The following is a 19553-nucleotide window of genomic DNA, read 5'->3' as shown; positions in this document are numbered from 1 at the left end:
GAAATTTTTTCTATTTTCCTAGTGATCCAAGAAGTGACTTAGAGTTTTGATGCTCATAATCTTCAATGATATTAAATAATCCGTTTACTAATTGTTCTGAAGCTAATTTGCTTAGTCCTCCAGCGTTTACAGAATTACTATTACTTCCTCCAAGCAGACTTCCTAATAAATTACTTCCTGATAAAGCTGTATTAATTGTTTTAACAATTCCGTATTCGTTTAATTTTTCATCAACCTTTGGAGCAATTGCCGCGACCAGTTGTTGAGAGGTTTTTTCTTTCAAAATTTGAGTTGCAGTTGTCCCTTGAATGATTCTTGTAACATCCTGTGAATTCAAACTGTTTACGGCTCCTTCCAAAATAGGTCTGGATGTATTTACTGTATAAGCTGCAGCTTGTGCAATATAGTCTCTTTCTTTAGCAACCAGTGATGGAGCAACTTTTTCTAACATGGAGTTGATGTCTCTTAACTGTTTTGGTAAAGCTTTGTCAACCATATTGTTCTGTAAAAAGGCTTCTTTGTTGCTGTAAACACCCATTCCTTTATCTATTCCATTTAGAAGTAGTCTTTTAATTACAGATAAGCCAAGGTCTGTTGTTGCAAGTGTAGTACAAGAGTTAATAGTTGTAGTGATAACTCCTCCTGTTCCTATAATTAATGCTGCTGCGATAATGTATTTTTTCATTTAAAAATTCTTATTCGTTTTACTTTTCAAATAATGAACCAAAGTTAAAGACTATAATCTGTTTAACAAAATATTAAAAGTTGATAGGTCAATTTGTGAATTATTTTGGAAATTAGTATAAAATTTAATTGTTCATTTTTCTATAATATATGTAATGTTTTAGTTATTTTTAGTTAAATTGTTGTTATGATTATTTTAATGTTTGTTTAAATTTATTTTTTTAGAATTTTTAAGAAATATTAAAATGTTAGATATATTTTTATATTTTTGAGTAATGTCTTTTTTTGAGAAATTAGATTGTTTCTAGAATAAAAGCATTAAAAAAGGTTTGATACCTTTTTTTAAATTGATTGTACGAATAAAATTAAACTATATGAAACAAAGTAATTTAAAGTATTCATGCCTCATTGCTGCTTTGTACTTCGGTATGAATGTCAGTGCACAGACTACTCCAAAAGATACTGTTACTAAAGAACAGAAAATAGAGGAAGTGGTGATGATTGGGTATGGAGCGAGAAAAGCTGTAGATAATACTACTGCTGTGACTTCTTTAAAATCAGAAGAAGTTGCAAAAACAAAGGTTTTAAATGCTTCACAAGCGATTCAAGGAAAAGTTGCTGGAGTGCAAGTTACGGCATCTGATTTACCAGGTTCTACACCCACAATATTAATTAGGGGGTTAGGTACTGTAGAAGGAGGAAGAACTCCATTATATGTTGTAGATGGATTATTTGCTGATAACATAAATAATATTAATACTAACGATATTCTTAGTTATGATATTTTAAAAGACGCTTCAGCTTTGGCAATTTATGGTAATAGAGGAGCAAACGGAGTTGTTATTATCACAACAAAAAGTGGAAGAGGAAAAGGTATAAATGTGGAGTATGACGGTTTTGTTGGAGTGAGAACTCCACTGAAAAAAGTGAAAATGGCAGGAAGTAATCTGTTTAGTTATTATAATAATTTAGCATTAGGAACAACACGTTTTTCTCAAGATCAACCAGTAAATACAGATTGGTTTGATACGGTTACTAGAACGGGAGTCTATAATCAACATAATATTAGTGTTTCTGGAGCCTCTGAAAAAGCAAAATATTTTTTAAGTTTAAATAATTATGATGAGAAAGCAATTTTAAGAGGCACTGATTATAACAGGGCAACTATAAGAACAAATAATGAATTCAAAATTTCTAAAAAAATAACCTTAGCTCAAAATTTGAGTGTTGCATTTTCTAATATAACCCCCAAACCGTTAAGTGTATTTACATCAGCGTATAAACAATCTCCAATAGTTCCTGTACACTTTGCAGACGGGCAATATGGTGTTTCTATTGTTGGAACAGACGGATTTGCTTCTCCTAATGGTGTTACACAGTTTAATAATGTTGGGAATCCATTAGCTCAATTAGAGCTATTTAATGAAAGACAAAAATCTATGCAGATGCAAGGTGGTCTTAAATTAGATGCGGAACTTTTTAGTGGTTTGAGGCTTACTTCTCAATTTAGTGGAGAATATTATAATTTTAAGAGTTATAATTTTGATAATGGATTTAGGTTAATAGGTCAATCACCTGCAACCTTTAATAATCAATTGACGAATCAAAAGGATGATTATTATAACTGGCAACTAACAAACTATTTAACTTATACTAAAACTTTTGCTGATATTCATAACGTTGAAGCAACGGCGGGTACAGAAACAAGTTATAGATCAGGAATCAATAGGATTTATATGGTGAGGCAAAATCTTTCTAGTAACAGTAATTATTGGAACTTAAATGAGGTAGACTATGTATTAGACGGAAGTTTGAAGAAACTGAATAGCATTGATTTTAATGAAAATAAAACAGTTTCTTACTTTGGTAGAATGCAGTATAAGCTATTAAATAGGTATTTGATAACTGCTACAATAAGAAGAGATGGATCTTCACAATTTTCAGAAGGCAATAAATGGGGTAATTTTCCATCTTTCGGAGCCGGTTGGGTTGTATCAGAGGAGAGTTTCTTGAGAGGCAATAGTATAATTAACCTTTTAAAACTAAGAGGAGGTTGGGGAAGATTAGGAAATCAAAATGTTCCTCTTAATGTACCTACGCTTGCTTCTGGTGTTGATTATAATTATTCTTTTGGGGGAGCAATTAATGCAAATGGAACAACAAACAATCAATTGTTAGATCCTAATTTAGGCTGGGAAATAACAGAGGAAACCAGTGGAGGTGTAGATTTTGCTTTGCTAAGTAAAAGGCTTACAGGATCATTTGATATTTACAAGAAAATTACCAAAAATATTATTTTAGCTTCTATGCCACCATCTCCAGCCGGAATAGGAATTGCTGGTTATTCTCATCTTGGACAAGTCTCAAACAAAGGTTTTGAATTTAATTTAGGCTGGCAAGATAGATTGGGAGAAAATTTCAGCTATTCTATAAATGGAAATTACTCTTATAATAAAAATAATTTAGATAAAATTTTTGCAAACGTAAATATTAAGCAAGGAGGAAGTTTAGGGAATGGGCAATGGACAAAATATTTCGGAGAACAAGCTGTTGGTCAGCCTTTAGGTAGTTTTTATCTTTGGGAAGCTAATGGTTATGATGTTAACGGAAATATGATTTATGTAGATACTAACGGAAATGGAAGAACGGGTTCTCAAGATGCAGAAGATAGAAAATTCTTTGGTTCTTATATACCAAAATCTACGTTGGGAATAAATATAGATTTAAGATACAAAAATATTGATCTAGCAATCAATGGTTTTGGTGCATTTGGGCATAAAGTGTATAATGGTAAAAAAGCACAACGTTTTTCTGGGGAAAATATAGAGTATGATGTAGCTACAGATTTTTGGACATCAAATAATACAGGAGCTTCTAACCCAGCACCGTTCAATGCTGTTCCTATTGCATCTACTTATTATTTAGAATCAGGAGACTTCTTTAGAATCAATAATATTACCTTAGGGTTTAATTTACAAAAACCTGTAGAATATGTATCTTCATTAAGATTTTATGTAAGTGCCATCAACCCATTTATTTTCCAAAAATTCTCCGGATTTACTCCTGAACTTAATGCAAATGGTAACCCTTATGAACTGACAGGTATTGAATTGGATGCTTATCCATCTTTACGTTCGTTTGTTTTTGGGGTAAATGTTAAATTTTAATTATTAAGTTATTCCATTATGAAAAAGACTATCATATTATTATCTATATTATCACTTACTTTAGTTAATCAGAGCTGCAGTAATGATTATCTTGATACAAAACCAACAGAACAAATTGCTATAGAGGATTTGTTAAATGAATATAATAACAATGAGGGAGCTGAAAGTTTTGTAACAGCAATTTACAGTAAATATCTTGACTGGAACATTAGTTCGTTTGCATGGATTGGTGTGAGTAGTATTACTAGTGACGACGCAGATAAAGGCTCTTCTCCTGGAGATTCAGGATCGGATAAAGATGTGCTAGATGCTCTTACCTTCTCTTCTACAACACCGTCTTTCCAAGATGTTTGGGAAGGGCATTATCAAGCAATTAATAGAGCCAACCAGGCACTAAAGTATATTCCTTTATTGGATAAAGCTGATGCATCTCTTAAAAATAGGTTATTAGGCGAGGCAAAATTTTTAAGGGCTTTTTCTTATTTTATTTTAGTAAGAAGTTATGGTGATTTGCCGTTAGTAGATAAAGTTTTTGAAAATACTGAAGATGATAGAGCAATGGTATTTACCAGAAGGTCAAAAGCCGATATTTATGCATTTATTGAAAAGGATTTGCAAGAAGCAATAGATGCTTTACCAGATAAAAGTGCTTATTCTGGGAATAATATAGGTAGAGCTTCTAAAGGTGCAGCTAATGCATTATTAGCGAAGGTATTTTTATATGAAAAAAAATGGCAACAAGTTGTGGATAAATGCGATCAGGTTGTTGGGTATTCTTTAACTCCGAATTTTCAGGATATTTATAAAATTTCAGGAGAAAATAATTCAGAATCTATTTTTGAAATTCAAGGAAAAGGAGGTCCTGGTCAGCCAGGAATTCAACAATATTCTCAGGTTCAAGGTGCTAGAGGCGCAGGAGGTTGGGGTTGGGGGTTTAATACACCCTCTCAAAGTTTAGTTGATGCTTTTAATGTAGAAGGAGACACAGAAAGAAGAGATGCTACAATTATTTTTAAGTCATCAACACTTTATGATGGTAGGGTTGTTCCTTCAACGGTAGAAAATAATTACTATAATTATAAAGCTTATTCGTCGGCATATACAGGAGATGATGATTCAGATGCAAATATTCGCTATCTAAGATACTCAGAGGTTCTTTTGATGAAAGCTGAAGCATTAAATGAGCTTGGGCAAACCTCAAATGCAGCTACTTATTTAAATCAGGTTAGAAATCGTGCTGGATTAGCTAATACAACTGCTAATACACAGATTGAAATGAGAAATGCGATTTATAAAGAGAGAAGATTAGAGTTAGCTATGGAACATGACAGATGGTTTGATTTGGTAAGAACAGGACAAGCGCAAGCTGCTATGGCTGCAAATGGAAAAGTATTTAAAGTAGGAATTCATGAAGTTTTTCCAGTCCCGAATAAATTTATTCTTGAAGCAAAAGGTTTAGCAACACAAAATCATGGCTATTAATTGAAAAATAATCAATATGAAAAATAATTTAATACAATATATTAGTGCAGCTTTTTTAGTTGGAATTTTTACAACAAGCTGTGAAGATAGTATAGATAAAGATAATTCTCCTATTCCTTATACAGAAATTGGTGGATATACAAGTTCTGATGAAATTGCTGCAAGCAACTTAGTAGCAAAATTAAGCTTTGATAATAATTTAAATGATTCTAAAAATAATATTACAAGTGCTACTCCAACAAATGTAAAATATGTAGCGGGTGTTAAAGGAAATGCTTATGATGGTTCAAGCAGTGAAATGAGATATGCTGTTGCCAATGCCGCCAATGCCATTACAAGCTTGAATGATTTTACGATATGTTTTTGGATGAAAAGTGCTAATACGGTTGACCCTGCTACACCTGGTCAAGGTAAAGGAGCACAAGGGATTTTTACAATTGTAAGACCTACTGAATTTTGGGGTGGTATAAATGTTTTTATTGAAAATCCAGACTCCTCAAAACCTGACAGGATTAGATTGAAGTTAGGTGTTGAAAATAGCAGAACTGGTGTTCAATGGAATGGGCAAGGAGTGATTATGAACATTGATGGCCAAAAAAATAATTGGATTCATGTTACTCTATCATACAATTCATCAACAAGTAGAGTGAGTTGTTATTTAAATGGGGAACCAGCAGCGAATCTGACAGGGTTTGCTTATGCCCCAGCAAACGGACTTCAGGGATCAGCACCATGGTACGCTAGTGATCCGGGAGATATAAATAACTCTAGTGGTGCAGCTCAAGGTTATGGAATATTTCAAATGGCAGGAACTAATGGGAAGGTTGTTTTTGGTTCACATCAATTTGAAACAGTTCCTTCTCAAAATAATGGAGGACAGGAAGATTGGGCTACAAGTTTTGCAGGTCAACTTGATGAGTTCAGAATTTATAACACTTCATTATCAAGTTCAGATGTTATTGCATTATATAAACTTGAAAAAGATAATAGATAATTACTAAAAGGCCTTTTTAGGCCTTTTTTTACAAACACATTTATGAATAAAGTAATAACAACATTAGTATTTGTAGGATTGATGTTTAGCTCTTGCTCTTCGGAAGATCCTACTTCAGGTGGAACACCATTAGGAGGAGGAAATAATATAGAAACTCCTAATAACTACACCGACTCCCAACTAATAGAAATGGTTCAGAAAGATGCTCTTAAATATTTTTGGGATTATGCTGAATCAAATTCAAAATTAGCTAGAGAAAGATATCACACAGATAACCCGGGACAAGATGCGAATATTGTAACAACAGGAGGTTCTGGTTTTGGATTAATGACAATTTTAATAGGTGTTAAAAATGGATATATTTCTAAATCAGAAGCTATTTCAAGGTTAACAACCTCGCTTAATTTTTTGCAAAATGCTGATCGGTTTCATGGTGCATGGTCACATTGGATAAATGGAACTAATGGTCAGGTCGTACCATTCAGTCCCACGGATAATGGAGGTGATTTGGTGGAAACAGCATTTTTAGCTCAAGGATTAATTTGTGTAAGGGAGTTTTTTAAAAATTCTTCTGATGCTTCGGAATTAGCTCTTTCCCAAAAAGCAGACAGTCTTTGGAAAGGAATAGAGTGGAATTGGTATACAAAAGGTGAAAACGTATTGTATTGGCATTGGTCACTAAATTATGATTTTCAAATGAATATGCAACTTAGAGGTTATGATGAAACACTTATTACGTATGTATTAGCTGCTGCTTCACCCAATTATTCAATTGAAAAATCTGTTTATCAGCAGGGTTGGGCGAGAAACGGAAATATTAAAAGTACATCAACTCAATACGGAATTCCGGTTGTAGTTAATCATAACGGAGTAAATGGAAATGTTGGTCCTATGTTTTGGTCACATTATTCTTTTTTAGGATTAGATCCTCGAGGTTTATCAGACGAATATGTAAATTATGGTAATGTAACGACAAATCATGCTAAAATCATGTATCAGTATTGTATAACAAACCCGAAGGGATGGCAGGGGTATAATTCAAAAAGTTGGGGTCTTACTGCTAGTTATTCCAGAAATACTGATGGTTCTACGGGATATTCGGCTCATCAGCCAAATAATGATTTAGGTGTGATTTCTCCTACAGCAGCTCTTTCCAATATGCCTTATACGTCTACAGAAAGTATGAATATGCTGAAATTTTTATATAACGAAAATTATAATAAATATATAGGAGTTGCAGGTCCTTATGATGCTTATTCAATTCATTATAATTGGGTTACTCCAAGATATTTAGCTATAGATCAAGGTACGATAGCTCCTATGATTGAAAATTATAAAACACAGTTTTTGTGGAATTTGTTTATGAACGCTCCAGATGTAAAACAAGGTTTGATTAAGTTAGGGTTTCATTCCACGCAATACGGATTTTAAAAAATGATATAATGAAAAGGACAATATTATCAATTCTGATGACGTCGTTACTGGCGGTATCTTGCGAAAATTTAAAAAACGCAAAGCATGAAAATTCTCAGACTCAAAAAGAAGTAGTAAAAAGTAATATTACTGATGAGCAATTAATGGATAAAGTTCAGAAAGAGGCCTTGAAATATTTTTGGGATTATGCAGAACCAAATTCAATGTTGGGAAGAGAGCGTTACCATGAAGATAATATTTATCCGCAAAATGATAAGCATGTCATTACAACAGGAGGTTCTGGTTTTGGGTTGGCTACAATCTTAGTCGGAGTTGAAAGAGGTTTTGTTCCTAGAAAAGAAGCAGTAAAACGATTGACTACAATGATGGACTTTCTTGCAAAAGCAGATCGTCATAAAGGAGCTTGGTCACATTGGATAGACGGAGAGACAGGTAAAACTGTTCCTTTCGGGAAAAAAGATAATGGAGGAGATTTGGTTGAAACTGCATTTTTGACTTCAGGAATTTTGATGGTTCGTGAATATTTCAAAAATGGAAATGAAGAAGAAAAGGCACTTGCAAAAAAATGTGATGAACTTTGGAAAGGAATTCAATGGAATTGGTACACTAAAGGAGGAGAGAAGGTACTTTATTGGCATTGGTCTCCGGAATATCAATGGGAAATGAATTTTCCTCTTGAAGGCTATAATGAATGTCTGATTACCTATATTTTGGCTGCTTCGTCACCAACTTACCCAATAGATGCAGAAACTTATTATAAAGGCTGGACAAGAAACGGTACTTATCTTTCAGCTAAAGAGAAATACGGGCTTCCCATGTATGTAAGACACAATGGAGCTGAGGAATATGGAGGGTCTTTATTCTGGGCTCAATATTCATATATAGGTTTAGACCCTACAAATCTATCCGATAAATTGATTAAAAATTATTTTGATTTAAATAAAAATCATGTTTTAATTGATTATAAATATTGCGTTGAAAATCCTAAAGAATGGAAAGGTTACGGAGTAAATTATTGGGGATTAACAGCCAGTTATTCCAGAAATCAGGACGGAAGTACAGGTTATGATGCTCATTTTCCTCAAAATGATAGAGGTGTAATCACTCCTACAGCCGCGTTGAGTAGTTTTCCGTATACACCAAAAGAATCAATGGATTTTTTAAGGTTTATTTATACCCAGAAACCCCAATTTATTGGTTCAGCCGGGCCTTACGATGCTACTTCCATTAATTATGATAATTGGTTTACACCAAGATATTTAGCGATAGATCAAGGTACAATTGCTCCAATGATTGAAAATTACAGAACAGGATTTTTATGGAAATTATTCATGAATGCTCCTGAAATTCAGAAAGGATTAAAGAAATTAAGTTTTCAGTCACCAAAATATGGAATTAAATGATTGTAATTAAAGCTTAAGTCTAAATCAAATTACAAACTAAATTATCAAATGAAAATTACACTAAAATATTTTCCGTTTTTACTTTTGCTATTTTCCGTAAGTTTAAATGCTCAGGAAATAAAAGCAGAATTAAATAAAGAATTTAAAAGACAGGAAAAAGTATCGTACATTCTTGATTATCCTAAAAATAGTAAAGGGAATGTACCGCTTATCGTTTTTCTTCATGGTTCTGGTGAAAGAGGAAACGATCTTGAAATGGTAAAGGCGCACAGTCCGTTCACATATAAAAATTTGATAAAAGAACCTGTTGCGATTTTAGCCCCACAATGTCCTGCTAATACTTGGTGGGATACGGTTACCATTTTTAATTTGATAAAAGAAATTCAAGAAAAATATAATATAGATACTTCCCGAATTTATCTTACAGGTTTGTCAATGGGAGGTTGGGGAACTTGGAAATTAGCAATGGAACACCCAGAATTATTTGCGGCGGTTGCTCCAGTTTGTGCTCCTTCAGATAGAGTGATGGAAGCAAATATAGGACAATTTAAAAATTTGCCTGTCAAAATTTTTCATGGTGGAAATGATGATATAGTTTCACCTATAAACTCAATCAACATGTATCAGGCGATAAAAAAAGTTAATCCTAATGTTAGTTTAACTATTTTCCCTGATGATAATCATAATTCTTGGGATTCCACTTATTCAGATCCTAAATTTTACGAATGGATGTTATCTCAAAAGAAAAACTAAAAAATAATTTAAGAATATAGATTCAAAAAAATCGAAAATTCACGAATACCTTAAAAATGAAGAAGTAATGAGTAAAAAATTAATTTTAATAGCAACTCTGGCGTTGGCGCCTATGTTTTCGGCACAGGAAATGGTAACGAAACCTGTTCAGTCTTATCAGACGGCACAGTATCTAGCTAAAAAGAAAGCCTTTGTGGATAATCTTTTGTCAAAAATGACTTTAGATGAAAAAATCGGACAGCTGAATTTGCCAAGCTCTGGAGATTTTACTACAGGTTTGGCACAAAGCTCAGATATAGGGAAGAAAATCGAACAGGGTTTAGTTGGAGGACTTTTCAATATAAAAGGTGCTGATAAAATTAGAGCAGTACAAAAGGTGGCTGTTGAAAAAAGCCGTTTGAAAATTCCTTTGATTTTCGGAATGGATGTTATTCATGGTTACGAAACTACTTTTCCTATTCCGTTAGGTTTGGCGGCTTCTTGGGATATGAATTTGGTTCAGCAGTCAGCAAGAATTGCAGCTAAGGAAGCTTCTTCTGATGGTATCAACTGGACCTTCTCTCCAATGGTAGATATTTCTCGTGAACCAAGATGGGGAAGGGTTTCCGAAGGTTCTGGTGAAGATCCTTATTTAGGAAGTGAAATTGCTAAAAATATGGTTTACGGATATCAGGGAAAAGATTTGGCGAATGGGACAAATATTTTGGCCTGTGTAAAACATTTTGCTTTGTATGGTGCAGGTGAAGGAGGGAGAGATTACAATACTGTTGATATGAGTCATGTGAGAATGTTTAATGAATATTTTCCACCCTATAAAGCTGCTGTTGATGCGGGTGTAGCTTCAGTGATGGCATCTTTTAATGAAGTGGATGGAGTTCCTGCAACAGGAAACAGATGGCTGCAGACAGAAGTTTTAAGAAATAAATGGAATTTTAAAGGGTTTGTAGTTACAGATTATACAGGTATCAACGAAATGGTAGATCACGGAATGGGTGATCTTCAGCAGGTTTCTGCATTAGCTTTAAAAGCCGGAATTGATATGGATATGGTGGGTGAAGGTTTTTTAACTACGCTTAAAAAGTCTTTATCTGAAGGTAAAGTTACTCAGGCGGAAATAGATATGGCAACAAGAAGAATTCTTGAAGCAAAATATGATTTAGGCTTGTTTGATAATCCTTACAAACATGGCGATGCAAAACTGGCTGCGAAAGAAGTTTACAGTCTGGAAAATAGAAATATTGCAAGAAGTGCCGCTGCTCAGTCAATGGTTTTATTGAAAAACGAAAAACAGGTTCTTCCTTTGAAAAAATCAGGAACAGTTGCAGTAATAGGTCCTTTGGTTAATAACTCATTGAATATGGCAGGAACATGGAGTGTTGCAGCTCAGCATGATAAGGCTGTTAATTTAATGCAAGGGCTTCAGGCAAATTTTGGAAAAGAAGTGAAGTTTGTTTCTGCTAAAGGTGCAAATATTGACTACGATGCAAAATTGGAGGATATTTATGCAGCGCATGGTAAGAAAACCGATAGAGACAACCGTTCAAAAGAAGAGTTATTAAAAGAAGCGGTTGACGTTGCTAATAAATCTGATGTTATTGTTCTGGCAATTGGAGAATCTGCGGAAATGAGTGGAGAATCTTCTTCAAGAACTGAAATCACAATTCCTCAGTCTCAGGTAGATTTATTAAACGAAATGAAAAAGACAGGAAAACCGATTGCAGTTGTTCTTTTCACTGGCCGTCCATTAGCTCTAACAAATATTAAAGATGTTCCGGATGCTATTTTAAATGTTTGGTTTGCAGGTTCAGAAGCAGGAAATGCCATTTCGGATGTTCTTTTCGGAAAAGTAAATCCTTCCGGAAAGCTTCCAATGACTTTCCCAAGAAGTTTAGGACAGGTTCCGATTTATTATAATGCTAAAAATACAGGGCGTCCATTAGATCAGAAGTTGGTTGGTAAATGTGAATATCAAAGATTCCGTTCAAACTATATGGATGAGTGTAATACACCACTTTATCCTTTTGGGTACGGATTGAGTTATACGAAATTTAATTATTCTGATATTACAATATCTAATGCAAATCCTAAAGGAAATCAGACAATTCAGGCTTCAGTTACGGTAACCAACGCCGGAAACTATGACGGTGCTGAAGTTGTTCAATTATACATCAGAGATATGGTGGGAAGCATTACAAGACCTGTAAAAGAGCTGAAAGGATTTCAGAAGGTGATGCTGAAAAAAGGAGAGTCTAAGAAGATTACTTTTGATATCACACCTGAAAGTTTGAAGTTCTACAACGGAGATTTGAAGTATGATTGGGAAGCCGGAGAATTTGATATTATGATTGGTACAAACTCTGAAGAGGTTAAACATTCAAAAATCAATTGGACAAAATAAATTTTATAGAGCCACTCAAAATGAGTGGTTTTTTTGTATTTTAAAATCAAATTAACTAATAATTTGATTTTTTTAGTATAATTTTAACCAACTCAAATCATTAATATTATAAAATATGAAAAAAACAATTTTACTAAGTACAATGTTTCTTTACTCATTAGTTTCCGCTCAAAAAGTTGGTGGAGACAGAGATGTTCACGGCTGCATAAGTTCGGCTGGGTATACTTATTCACAAATTAAAAATGATTGTGTGAGAGTTTTTGAGCAAAAAATAAAATTAAAAGAGGTAAGTTCGGATAAAGGTTATGAAACGATGACTGCAATTATTTTCAGTAAAGACAAGAATAAAGCTGAAGTTTTCATTCCGGATGGTAATGCCAAAAGTATTATTTTAGAAAGGCAAGGAAAAGGAAAAACCTGGAAAAGCGGAAGTCATATTAAAGAAAGCTATGTATTGACATCTTTTATAAATAAGAAGAAAAAAACTATATATAAAATTAAAAAAGATGATGTTGTAATTTATCAATAATATAGTAAAGAATAAGAAAGCCTGATTTAATCAGGCTTCTTTTATTAAATACAACGGGTTTCGTCATAAGGTCTACAAGGTCCGTTTTCCTTATATTGACAAGTTCCTTCAGGGCAACTTTGTCCTGGTGGAGGAACCCATCCTCCTGAAATCATTTTTAAATCAGACTTTGATAATTTTTTTAAATTTTTCATAATAAATTTTGTTTAATTCGTTCTCTACTCTATAAGCTTTTCGAGGTTCGCTGTTGACTAAATTATAAAAAAAATAAATATCAACTAAAAAATAAATAAATTTTTGTGTTAAATATTTGAAATAGTGGTTTGAATTATGTGAAAAGTTTAATATTTATAAATGTTGAAAAAATAAAATGTCGTTTTTATCTCTCGTTTAAAAATCTTATTTTTGTACATCTAAAAAGTAAAAAGAAAGAATGAATTCCTACAAAAATCCATTGGAAGAGCGCTACTCCAGTGAAGAAATGTTGTTTAACTTTTCGCATAATAACAAATTCCGTACTTGGAGAAAGCTTTGGATAGCTCTTGCTGAAATCGAAAAAGATCTTGGACTTGAAATTACAGACGAGCAAATCGCTGAATTGAAAGCTAATGCTGAAAACATCGATTATGATAAGGCAGCTGAATATGAAAAAAAATTCCGTCATGATGTAATGGCTCACGTTCATACATACGGAGATGTGGCTCCATCTGCAAAAGGTATTATCCATTTAGGAGCAACTTCAGCATTTGTAGGTGATAATACAGACTTAATTCAGATTCGTGACGGACTTTTAATCTTAAAGAAAAAGCTGGTTAACGTTATCAAAAATTTAGCAGATTTTGCAATTCAATATAAAGATTTACCGACTTTAGGGTTCACACATTTCCAACCTGCTCAGTTAACAACAGTTGGGAAGAGAGCTACACTTTGGTTACAAAGTTTAGTTCTTGACATCGAAGAATTAGATTTCTTCTTAGAAACATTAAGGTTTAGAGGAGTAAAAGGAACTACAGGAACAGCAGCAAGTTTCCTTGAACTTTTCAATGGAGACTATGCTAAAGTAAAACATTTAGATAAAGAACTTTCAAAAAGATTCGGTTTCGAAAAAGTTTTCGGAGTTTCAGGACAGACTTATGACAGAAAAATAGATGCTAAAGTGGTGGCTTTATTAGGAAATATAGCTCAATCTGCACATAAATTTACCAACGATTTGCGTTTACTTCAAAATCTTAAAGAGATTGAAGAACCATTCGAGAAAAACCAAATAGGTTCATCTGCAATGGCTTACAAACGTAATCCGATGAGAAGTGAAAGAATTGGAGCATTAGCAAAATATGTAATGTCTCTTACGACGAGTTCTGCAATGGTAGCTTCAACGCAATGGTTTGAAAGAACATTGGATGATTCAGCAAATAAAAGATTAACGATTCCTCAAGCGTTTTTAGCGGTTGATGCTATTTTATTGATTTGGAATAACATCATGAACGGAATCGTAGTGTATCCAAATAGAATCAATAAACATATTATGGATGAACTTCCTTTCATGGCAACAGAATACATCATCATGGAAGAAGTAAAAGCGGGTGGCGACCGTCAGGAAATCCATGAAGTGATTAGAGTTCATTCGATGGAAGCATCTAAGCAGGTAAAAGTAGAAGGTAAAGAAAACGATCTTATCGAAAGAATCCTGAATGACAGTTCATTAAAATTAGATAAATCGAAATTAAAAGAAGTTCTTGATCCTAAAAATTTCATCGGTTTTGCACCAATTCAGACGGAGGAATTCATAGCTAATGAAGTTCAACCGATTATTGACCAAAACAAAGATTTGATAGGACTGGAGGCTGACCTTAAAGTATAATACAATATGCAGTCTTTTTCGGCTGCATTTTTTTTGTGTATGTCATCTCAGTGTAGTAAAATGAAGGATTTTATTCAGATTTTTTGTTTCTGAAATGACAATTTAAAATTCAATTAAATTTAATAAATATCTGACATCTAATGTCTCAAAACAAAAGAATTTTCGTAGAAAAAAGAGGAATTTTCGATGTAGAAAGTCCCAAAATTTTTGATGAAGTAAAAGCGGTAATTCCGTCAATCCAAAACGTAAAAGTGTATAATGTTTACGATATTTTTGGGTTGAATGAAGAGGAATTTAAAAAAGTGGTAAACAGTACTTTTGTAGATCCTGTTACTGATATTTTACATGAAGAAAACCCGGCAAATGGCGTTTACTTCGCAATGGAGTTTTTACCAGGACAATATGACCAACGAGCCGATTCTGCTCAACAGTGTATCGCTTTATTGTCTGAAAATGAGAATTCTAAAGTAAGAAGTGGAAAGCTTATTGAGTTTGAAGGAGCTTCTGAATCTGATTTAGCTAAAATCAAAGAGCTTTTAATCAATAAAGTAGAGTCTCAAGAAAAAGATTTATCTGTTTTAGATATTCCAGCTGAAGAAACGCCGTCAAAAGTTCTTATTCACGAAAACTTTATCAATTTTGATGATGCTCAGCTTGAAGATTTTTACAATAATCAAGGGTTTGCATTAGGATTAGATGATTTAAAGTTTATTCAGGATTATTTCAAAACTGAAAACAGAAATCCTACAGAAACTGAATTGAAAGTTTTAGATACCTATTGGAGTGACCATTGTCGTCACACAACATTTGAAACACAATTATCAGATATTCAGTTTGAAGGGAAATTTAAGCAAACTTTAGAGACTATTTTTAATGATTATATTGAAAAAAGAAAATTCTTAGGTCGAGAATTGAAACCTATCTCTTTGATGGATTTGGCTACAGTTTGCGGAAGATATTTCCATAAAACAGGCAATTTGGAAAATCTTGTTGTTTCCGATGAGATTAATGCTTGTACCATTCAGATTGAAGCTGAATATGATGGTAAAAAAGAACCTTGGTATTTGTTGTTCAAAAATGAAACACACAATCACCCGACTGAAATTGAACCTTTTGGAGGTGCTTCAACATGTTTAGGAGGTGCAATTAGAGATCCTTTATCTGGTCGTTCTTTTGTATTTCAGGCGATGAGACTATCGGGTGCGGCAGATGTTTTGGAATCGGTAGATAAAACATTACCTGGAAAATTACCTCAAAAAACAATTACCAAACAAGCTGCAAACGGATATTCTTCTTACGGTAACCAGATCGGTTTGGCAACAACCATGGTTTCAGAAATCTATGACGAAGGCTATAAAGCGAAAAGAATGGAGGTTGGTTTCGTTGCGGGAGCTGTTCCTGTAGACTGGGTAAGACGCGAAAAGCCTGAAAATGGGGATTCTATTATTATTTTAGGAGGAGCAACAGGTCGTGATGGAGTAGGCGGAGCAAGTGGAAGTTCAAAAGAACAGGATGAAACTTCTATTCATACGATGAGTTCGGAAGTTCAGAAAGGAAATGCTGTTGAGGAAAGAAAGATTCAGAGATTATTCAGAAAACCTGAAGTAACAAAACTGATTAAAAAATCAAATGATTTTGGAGCAGGAGGGGTTTCTGTGGCCATTGGTGAAATTGCTGATTCTTTGGAAGTTAATTTGGATGTCTTACCTTTAAAATATGAAGGGTTAAACGGAACAGAACTCGCTATTTCTGAATCTCAGGAAAGAATGGCGGTTGTTGTTGACCCAAAAGATAAAGACAAGTTTATCAAGTTCTGTGAAGATGAAAATATTGTGGCTGTTGAAGTTGCAAAAGTGACAGATTCCGGAAGAATGCAGATGTTCTGGAAGGGAGATAAGATTGTTGACCTTTCAAGAGCGTTTTTAGATACCAATGGCTGTTCGAAAAGTCAGGAGGTGAAAGTAACTCACCTTGAAGAATTAAAACAGGAAAATAAAGCCTTTAACGAAGAAACCTTTTTGTCTGCATTAAGCGATAAAAACGTGGCTTCTCAAAAAGGATTGTTGGAAATGTTTGATTCTTCGGTTGGAGCAACGACAGTAGCAATGCCTTTAGGAGGGAAACATCAGCAAACTTTGATGGAAGGAAGTGTTCAAACGTTACCTGTTTTGGGAGCTAAAAATATTGAAACGGTTTCTTTGGCAAGTTGGGGATTTGATGCGGAAATTTCTAAGCAAAATTCTTTATTAGGAGCATCTTATGCTGTGGTTGAAAGTGTTGCGAAAATCGTTGCGATGGGTGGCGATTACAAAAATATAAGATTTAGTTTTCAGGAGTATTTCGAGAAACTAGGTCAGAATCCTGAAAAATGGGGTAAGCCTTTAGCTTCTCTTTTGGGAGCTTATGATGCTCAGATTAATTTTGGTTTAGCAGCTATCGGAGGTAAAGATTCGATGAGTGGAACATACCAGGATTTGAATGTTCCGCCAACGTTGATTTCTTTTGCTTGTGCCAACGGAGAAAAGAAAAATATCATCTCTCCGGAATTTAAACAGGCAGGAAATAAATTGTATTTCTTCAATCACATTCCACAGGAAAACGGACTTCCAAATTATGAAAGTTTGAAATCTATTTTTGAATTTATTTTTGAAAATATTAAAGCTGGAAAAATTGTTTCAGTTAAAACAATTAAAGATGGAGGTCTTGCGGTTGGATTAGCGAAAATGAGTTTCGGAAATCAATTGGGAGCTGAAATAAAACTTGAAAATGAAGAGGTTTTATTAACCAAGAATATAGGAAGTTTAATCATTGAATGTTCAGGAGATTTAATAAATGGTGATATTCAATTGATAGGAGAGGTAAATAATTCTAATAATTTAAAAATTAATAATTTAGAATTTTCTATCAAAAAATTACTTGAAGCTAATGCTGGAGTGTTTGAAAACCTTTTTCCTACTGTTGAAAAAGGAAAAGTTACGGTAGAGATTGATGAAAAATTCAACTCAATTCATCTTAGAAATATCATTATTAAAAAACATGAAATTGCTCATCCAAGAGTATTTTCCCCTCTGTTCCCAGGAACGAATTGTGAGTATGAAACACTAAATGCTTTTGCAAAAGAAGGAGCAATTGTTAATAGTTTACCGCTTAAAAATATCAATCATCAGTTGCTTGAAGAAAGTATCGATGCTTGGGTAAAAGAAATTAAACAGTCTCAAATTTTAGCATTCTCAGGAGGATTTTCTGCGGGTGATGAACCAGATGGTTCTGCGAAGTTTATCGTAAATGTTCTGAAGAATGAAAAGATGAAAAGTGCCGTTCATGAACTGTTGGAAAGAGACGGTATGATTATCGGAATTTGTAACGGATTCCAGGCGTTGGTAAAATCAGGTTTACTGCCTTACGGTAAAATTAAGGATTTGGATGAAAATTCTCCAACCTTAGCTCACAATGCCATCAGAAGACACATTTCCCAAATGGTGAATGTGAAAGTGGTAAATGATGAATCACCTTGGTTGAAGGGAATGAAAGACCAGGTGTTTACCATTCCTATTTCTCATGGTGAAGGTCGTTTTATGGCTTCTGAAGAAGAAATTAAGAAGTTGTATGAAAACGGACAGGTTGCTACACAATACATCGATTTTGAAGGAAATATAGCACACGGAATGCCGTTTAACCCGAACAATTCTTTATTTGGTATTGAAGGAATTACCAGCTCATGTGGAAAGATTTTTGGTAGAATGGGGCATCCTGAACGTTTTGCAGAAGGTTTAATGAAAAATATACCAACTGCAAATTATCATAATATCTTTAAAAATGGTGTTGAGTATTTTAAATAGGTAATTAATATCTCACATATATTGAAAAGCCACAAGAAATTGTGGCTTTTTTTAATGCTGTTTCACGGAAAAATGAATTAATATTGTTTGTTATTAAAAATTTGTTTAATTTGGTAGGATATAGTTTGGATAAACGCATTGCGTTTATCCAAACGTTATACGACATTTTAAAAAACTATACCGCAAAACAAATGACTGAATCACAATTATTAAATAATATAATTTTGCATGAAAATGCATATTTTTTTCTTAAAGACACTCCAGGATTTCTATCAAAAAGATTAATTAAAGAGACTTTTACAGAAGCATCTGGAGATAAACATGGACGAGCTTTATTAGAAATTGTAAAAAAGCAATACATACTTGAAGATGAAACTGAAATCTTCTACTCTGTTTTAATTTTTAAATATGTAAAAAAGCCATCATTCATTGAAGAATTAGTTCCAAATTGGGAAGAAATAAAATTGGCTTATATATGTATAATCGATTTTGAAGAACATCTAGTTGTAGCCAAGCGAAACATATCAAAAGTATCAGATTTCCTATCAAAATTTGAATCATTAGACTATGACGTTATTACATCAATCTTTTCTGGAGAAAATACATCTTTCGAAAAATTAAGTATGGATAACATGAATATCTCTGATAGAGCAATTAGGCAAAAAAGTTTGGAATCTCCAAATTTACAAGAAAACATTGCAAGTTTTGGATTACAAACTTTTATTCTTAATAATGTAAGAGTTAGTAATGAAGACCAAAAAGTTGCATTATCTGTTAATTCGTCAAGGATTAACCAACTAGGTCCAAAAAATACATTTGATAGTTTTTTAGAATGGTCAAACAATACTGTTGAAAGAATTAAAAATTATGTTCCTAAAACGAATTTTTTATCATCATTTGCAACTTCTATTGATTACTCAACTTATAAAGATGATTTAACGCCAACATCAATATTAATTGTACTAAGCAAATTATATAAGGAATTTGAGGAAAATAAAATCAAAAGATG

13 protein-coding genes are annotated in these 19553 nt (G+C 33.4%); 11 read left to right on the top strand and 2 right to left on the bottom strand.

The window, feature by feature from the left end:
- Window positions 1-10: 10 nt before the first annotated feature.
- Window positions 11-685: a DUF4197 family protein gene (locus OH806_RS07145; RefSeq protein ID WP_264742996.1), complete on the bottom strand. Its 675-nt coding sequence runs from the start codon at window positions 683-685 to the stop codon at window positions 11-13.
- A 373-nt stretch (window positions 686-1058) separates the two neighbouring features.
- Here OH806_RS07145 and OH806_RS07140 point away from each other — a divergent pair, with 373 nt between their 5' ends.
- The 8 genes from OH806_RS07140 (at window position 1059) to OH806_RS07105 (ending at window position 12844) form a co-directional block, all read left to right on the top strand.
- Window positions 1059-3851, top strand: coding sequence for a SusC/RagA family TonB-linked outer membrane protein (locus OH806_RS07140; RefSeq protein WP_264742995.1), 2793 nt, complete (start codon window positions 1059-1061; stop codon window positions 3849-3851).
- Window positions 3852-3869: 18 nt separating this feature from the next.
- Window positions 3870-5333 carry a RagB/SusD family nutrient uptake outer membrane protein gene (locus OH806_RS07135; RefSeq protein ID WP_264742994.1) on the top strand — a complete coding sequence of 488 codons (1464 nt, stop codon included), beginning with the start codon at window positions 3870-3872 and terminating at the stop codon, window positions 5331-5333.
- A 16-nt stretch (window positions 5334-5349) separates the two neighbouring features.
- Complete coding sequence (locus OH806_RS07130) at window positions 5350-6327, top strand: LamG domain-containing protein (protein WP_264742993.1); 978 nt, start codon at window positions 5350-5352, stop codon at window positions 6325-6327.
- Between the two features lie 42 nt (window positions 6328-6369).
- The gene (locus tag OH806_RS07125; RefSeq protein ID WP_264742992.1) at window positions 6370-7758 is read left to right on the top strand and encodes a glucoamylase family protein; all 1389 of its coding nucleotides are present in this window, start codon (window positions 6370-6372) and stop codon (window positions 7756-7758) included.
- Between the two features lie 11 nt (window positions 7759-7769).
- Window positions 7770-9164 carry a glucoamylase family protein gene (locus OH806_RS07120; RefSeq protein WP_264742991.1) on the top strand — a complete coding sequence of 465 codons (1395 nt, stop codon included), beginning with the start codon at window positions 7770-7772 and terminating at the stop codon, window positions 9162-9164.
- A 48-nt stretch (window positions 9165-9212) separates the two neighbouring features.
- Entirely contained in the window at window positions 9213-9917 is a 705-nt protein-coding gene (locus OH806_RS07115) for a carboxylesterase family protein (RefSeq protein ID WP_264742990.1), read from the top strand.
- Window positions 9918-9984: 67 nt separating this feature from the next.
- Window positions 9985-12315: a beta-glucosidase BglX gene (bglX, locus tag OH806_RS07110; protein WP_264742989.1), complete on the top strand. Its 2331-nt coding sequence runs from the start codon at window positions 9985-9987 to the stop codon at window positions 12313-12315.
- Between the two features lie 115 nt (window positions 12316-12430).
- Window positions 12431-12844 carry a hypothetical protein gene (locus tag OH806_RS07105; RefSeq protein WP_264742988.1) on the top strand — a complete coding sequence of 138 codons (414 nt, stop codon included), beginning with the start codon at window positions 12431-12433 and terminating at the stop codon, window positions 12842-12844.
- 44 nt (window positions 12845-12888) lie between these two features.
- Here OH806_RS07105 and OH806_RS07100 read toward each other — a convergent pair whose 3' ends face one another.
- A complete protein-coding gene (locus OH806_RS07100) occupies window positions 12889-13038 on the bottom strand; it encodes a bacteriocin-like protein (protein ID WP_264742987.1) in 150 nt (49 codons plus the stop codon).
- Window positions 13039-13277: 239 nt separating this feature from the next.
- Here OH806_RS07100 and purB point away from each other — a divergent pair, with 239 nt between their 5' ends.
- The 3 genes from purB to OH806_RS07085 all read left to right on the top strand — a co-directional run.
- Window positions 13278-14705 carry an adenylosuccinate lyase gene (gene purB / locus OH806_RS07095; RefSeq protein WP_264742986.1) on the top strand — a complete coding sequence of 476 codons (1428 nt, stop codon included), beginning with the start codon at window positions 13278-13280 and terminating at the stop codon, window positions 14703-14705.
- Window positions 14706-14845: 140 nt separating this feature from the next.
- The gene (locus tag OH806_RS07090) at window positions 14846-18544 is read left to right on the top strand and encodes a phosphoribosylformylglycinamidine synthase (protein WP_264742985.1); all 3699 of its coding nucleotides are present in this window, start codon (window positions 14846-14848) and stop codon (window positions 18542-18544) included.
- Window positions 18545-18585: 41 nt separating this feature from the next.
- Window positions 18586-19553 (top strand): hypothetical protein (locus OH806_RS07085; RefSeq protein ID WP_264742984.1); only part of this gene is annotated, 968 nt, incomplete at its 3' end.

The organism is Chryseobacterium oryctis (assembly GCF_025971925.1).
In the GTDB taxonomy this organism is placed as follows: Bacteria; Bacteroidota; Bacteroidia; order Flavobacteriales; family Weeksellaceae; genus Chryseobacterium; species Chryseobacterium oryctis.
This window is presented reverse-complemented; position numbering and strand designations above follow the sequence as displayed.

Coding starts and splice junctions, on each gene's coding strand:
- OH806_RS07145 (WP_264742996.1), bottom strand. CDS start 685: ATGAAAAAATACATTATCGCAGCAGCATTAATTATAGGAACAGGAGGA.
- OH806_RS07140 (WP_264742995.1), top strand. CDS start 1,059: ATGAAACAAAGTAATTTAAAGTATTCATGCCTCATTGCTGCTTTGTAC.
- OH806_RS07135 (WP_264742994.1), top strand. CDS start 3,870: ATGAAAAAGACTATCATATTATTATCTATATTATCACTTACTTTAGTT.
- OH806_RS07130 (WP_264742993.1), top strand. CDS start 5,350: ATGAAAAATAATTTAATACAATATATTAGTGCAGCTTTTTTAGTTGGA.
- OH806_RS07125 (WP_264742992.1), top strand. CDS start 6,370: ATGAATAAAGTAATAACAACATTAGTATTTGTAGGATTGATGTTTAGC.
- OH806_RS07120 (WP_264742991.1), top strand. CDS start 7,770: ATGAAAAGGACAATATTATCAATTCTGATGACGTCGTTACTGGCGGTA.
- OH806_RS07115 (WP_264742990.1), top strand. CDS start 9,213: ATGAAAATTACACTAAAATATTTTCCGTTTTTACTTTTGCTATTTTCC.
- bglX (WP_264742989.1), top strand. CDS start 9,985: ATGAGTAAAAAATTAATTTTAATAGCAACTCTGGCGTTGGCGCCTATG.
- OH806_RS07105 (WP_264742988.1), top strand. CDS start 12,431: ATGAAAAAAACAATTTTACTAAGTACAATGTTTCTTTACTCATTAGTT.
- OH806_RS07100 (WP_264742987.1), bottom strand. CDS start 13,038: ATGAAAAATTTAAAAAAATTATCAAAGTCTGATTTAAAAATGATTTCA.
- purB (WP_264742986.1), top strand. CDS start 13,278: ATGAATTCCTACAAAAATCCATTGGAAGAGCGCTACTCCAGTGAAGAA.
- OH806_RS07090 (WP_264742985.1), top strand. CDS start 14,846: ATGTCTCAAAACAAAAGAATTTTCGTAGAAAAAAGAGGAATTTTCGAT.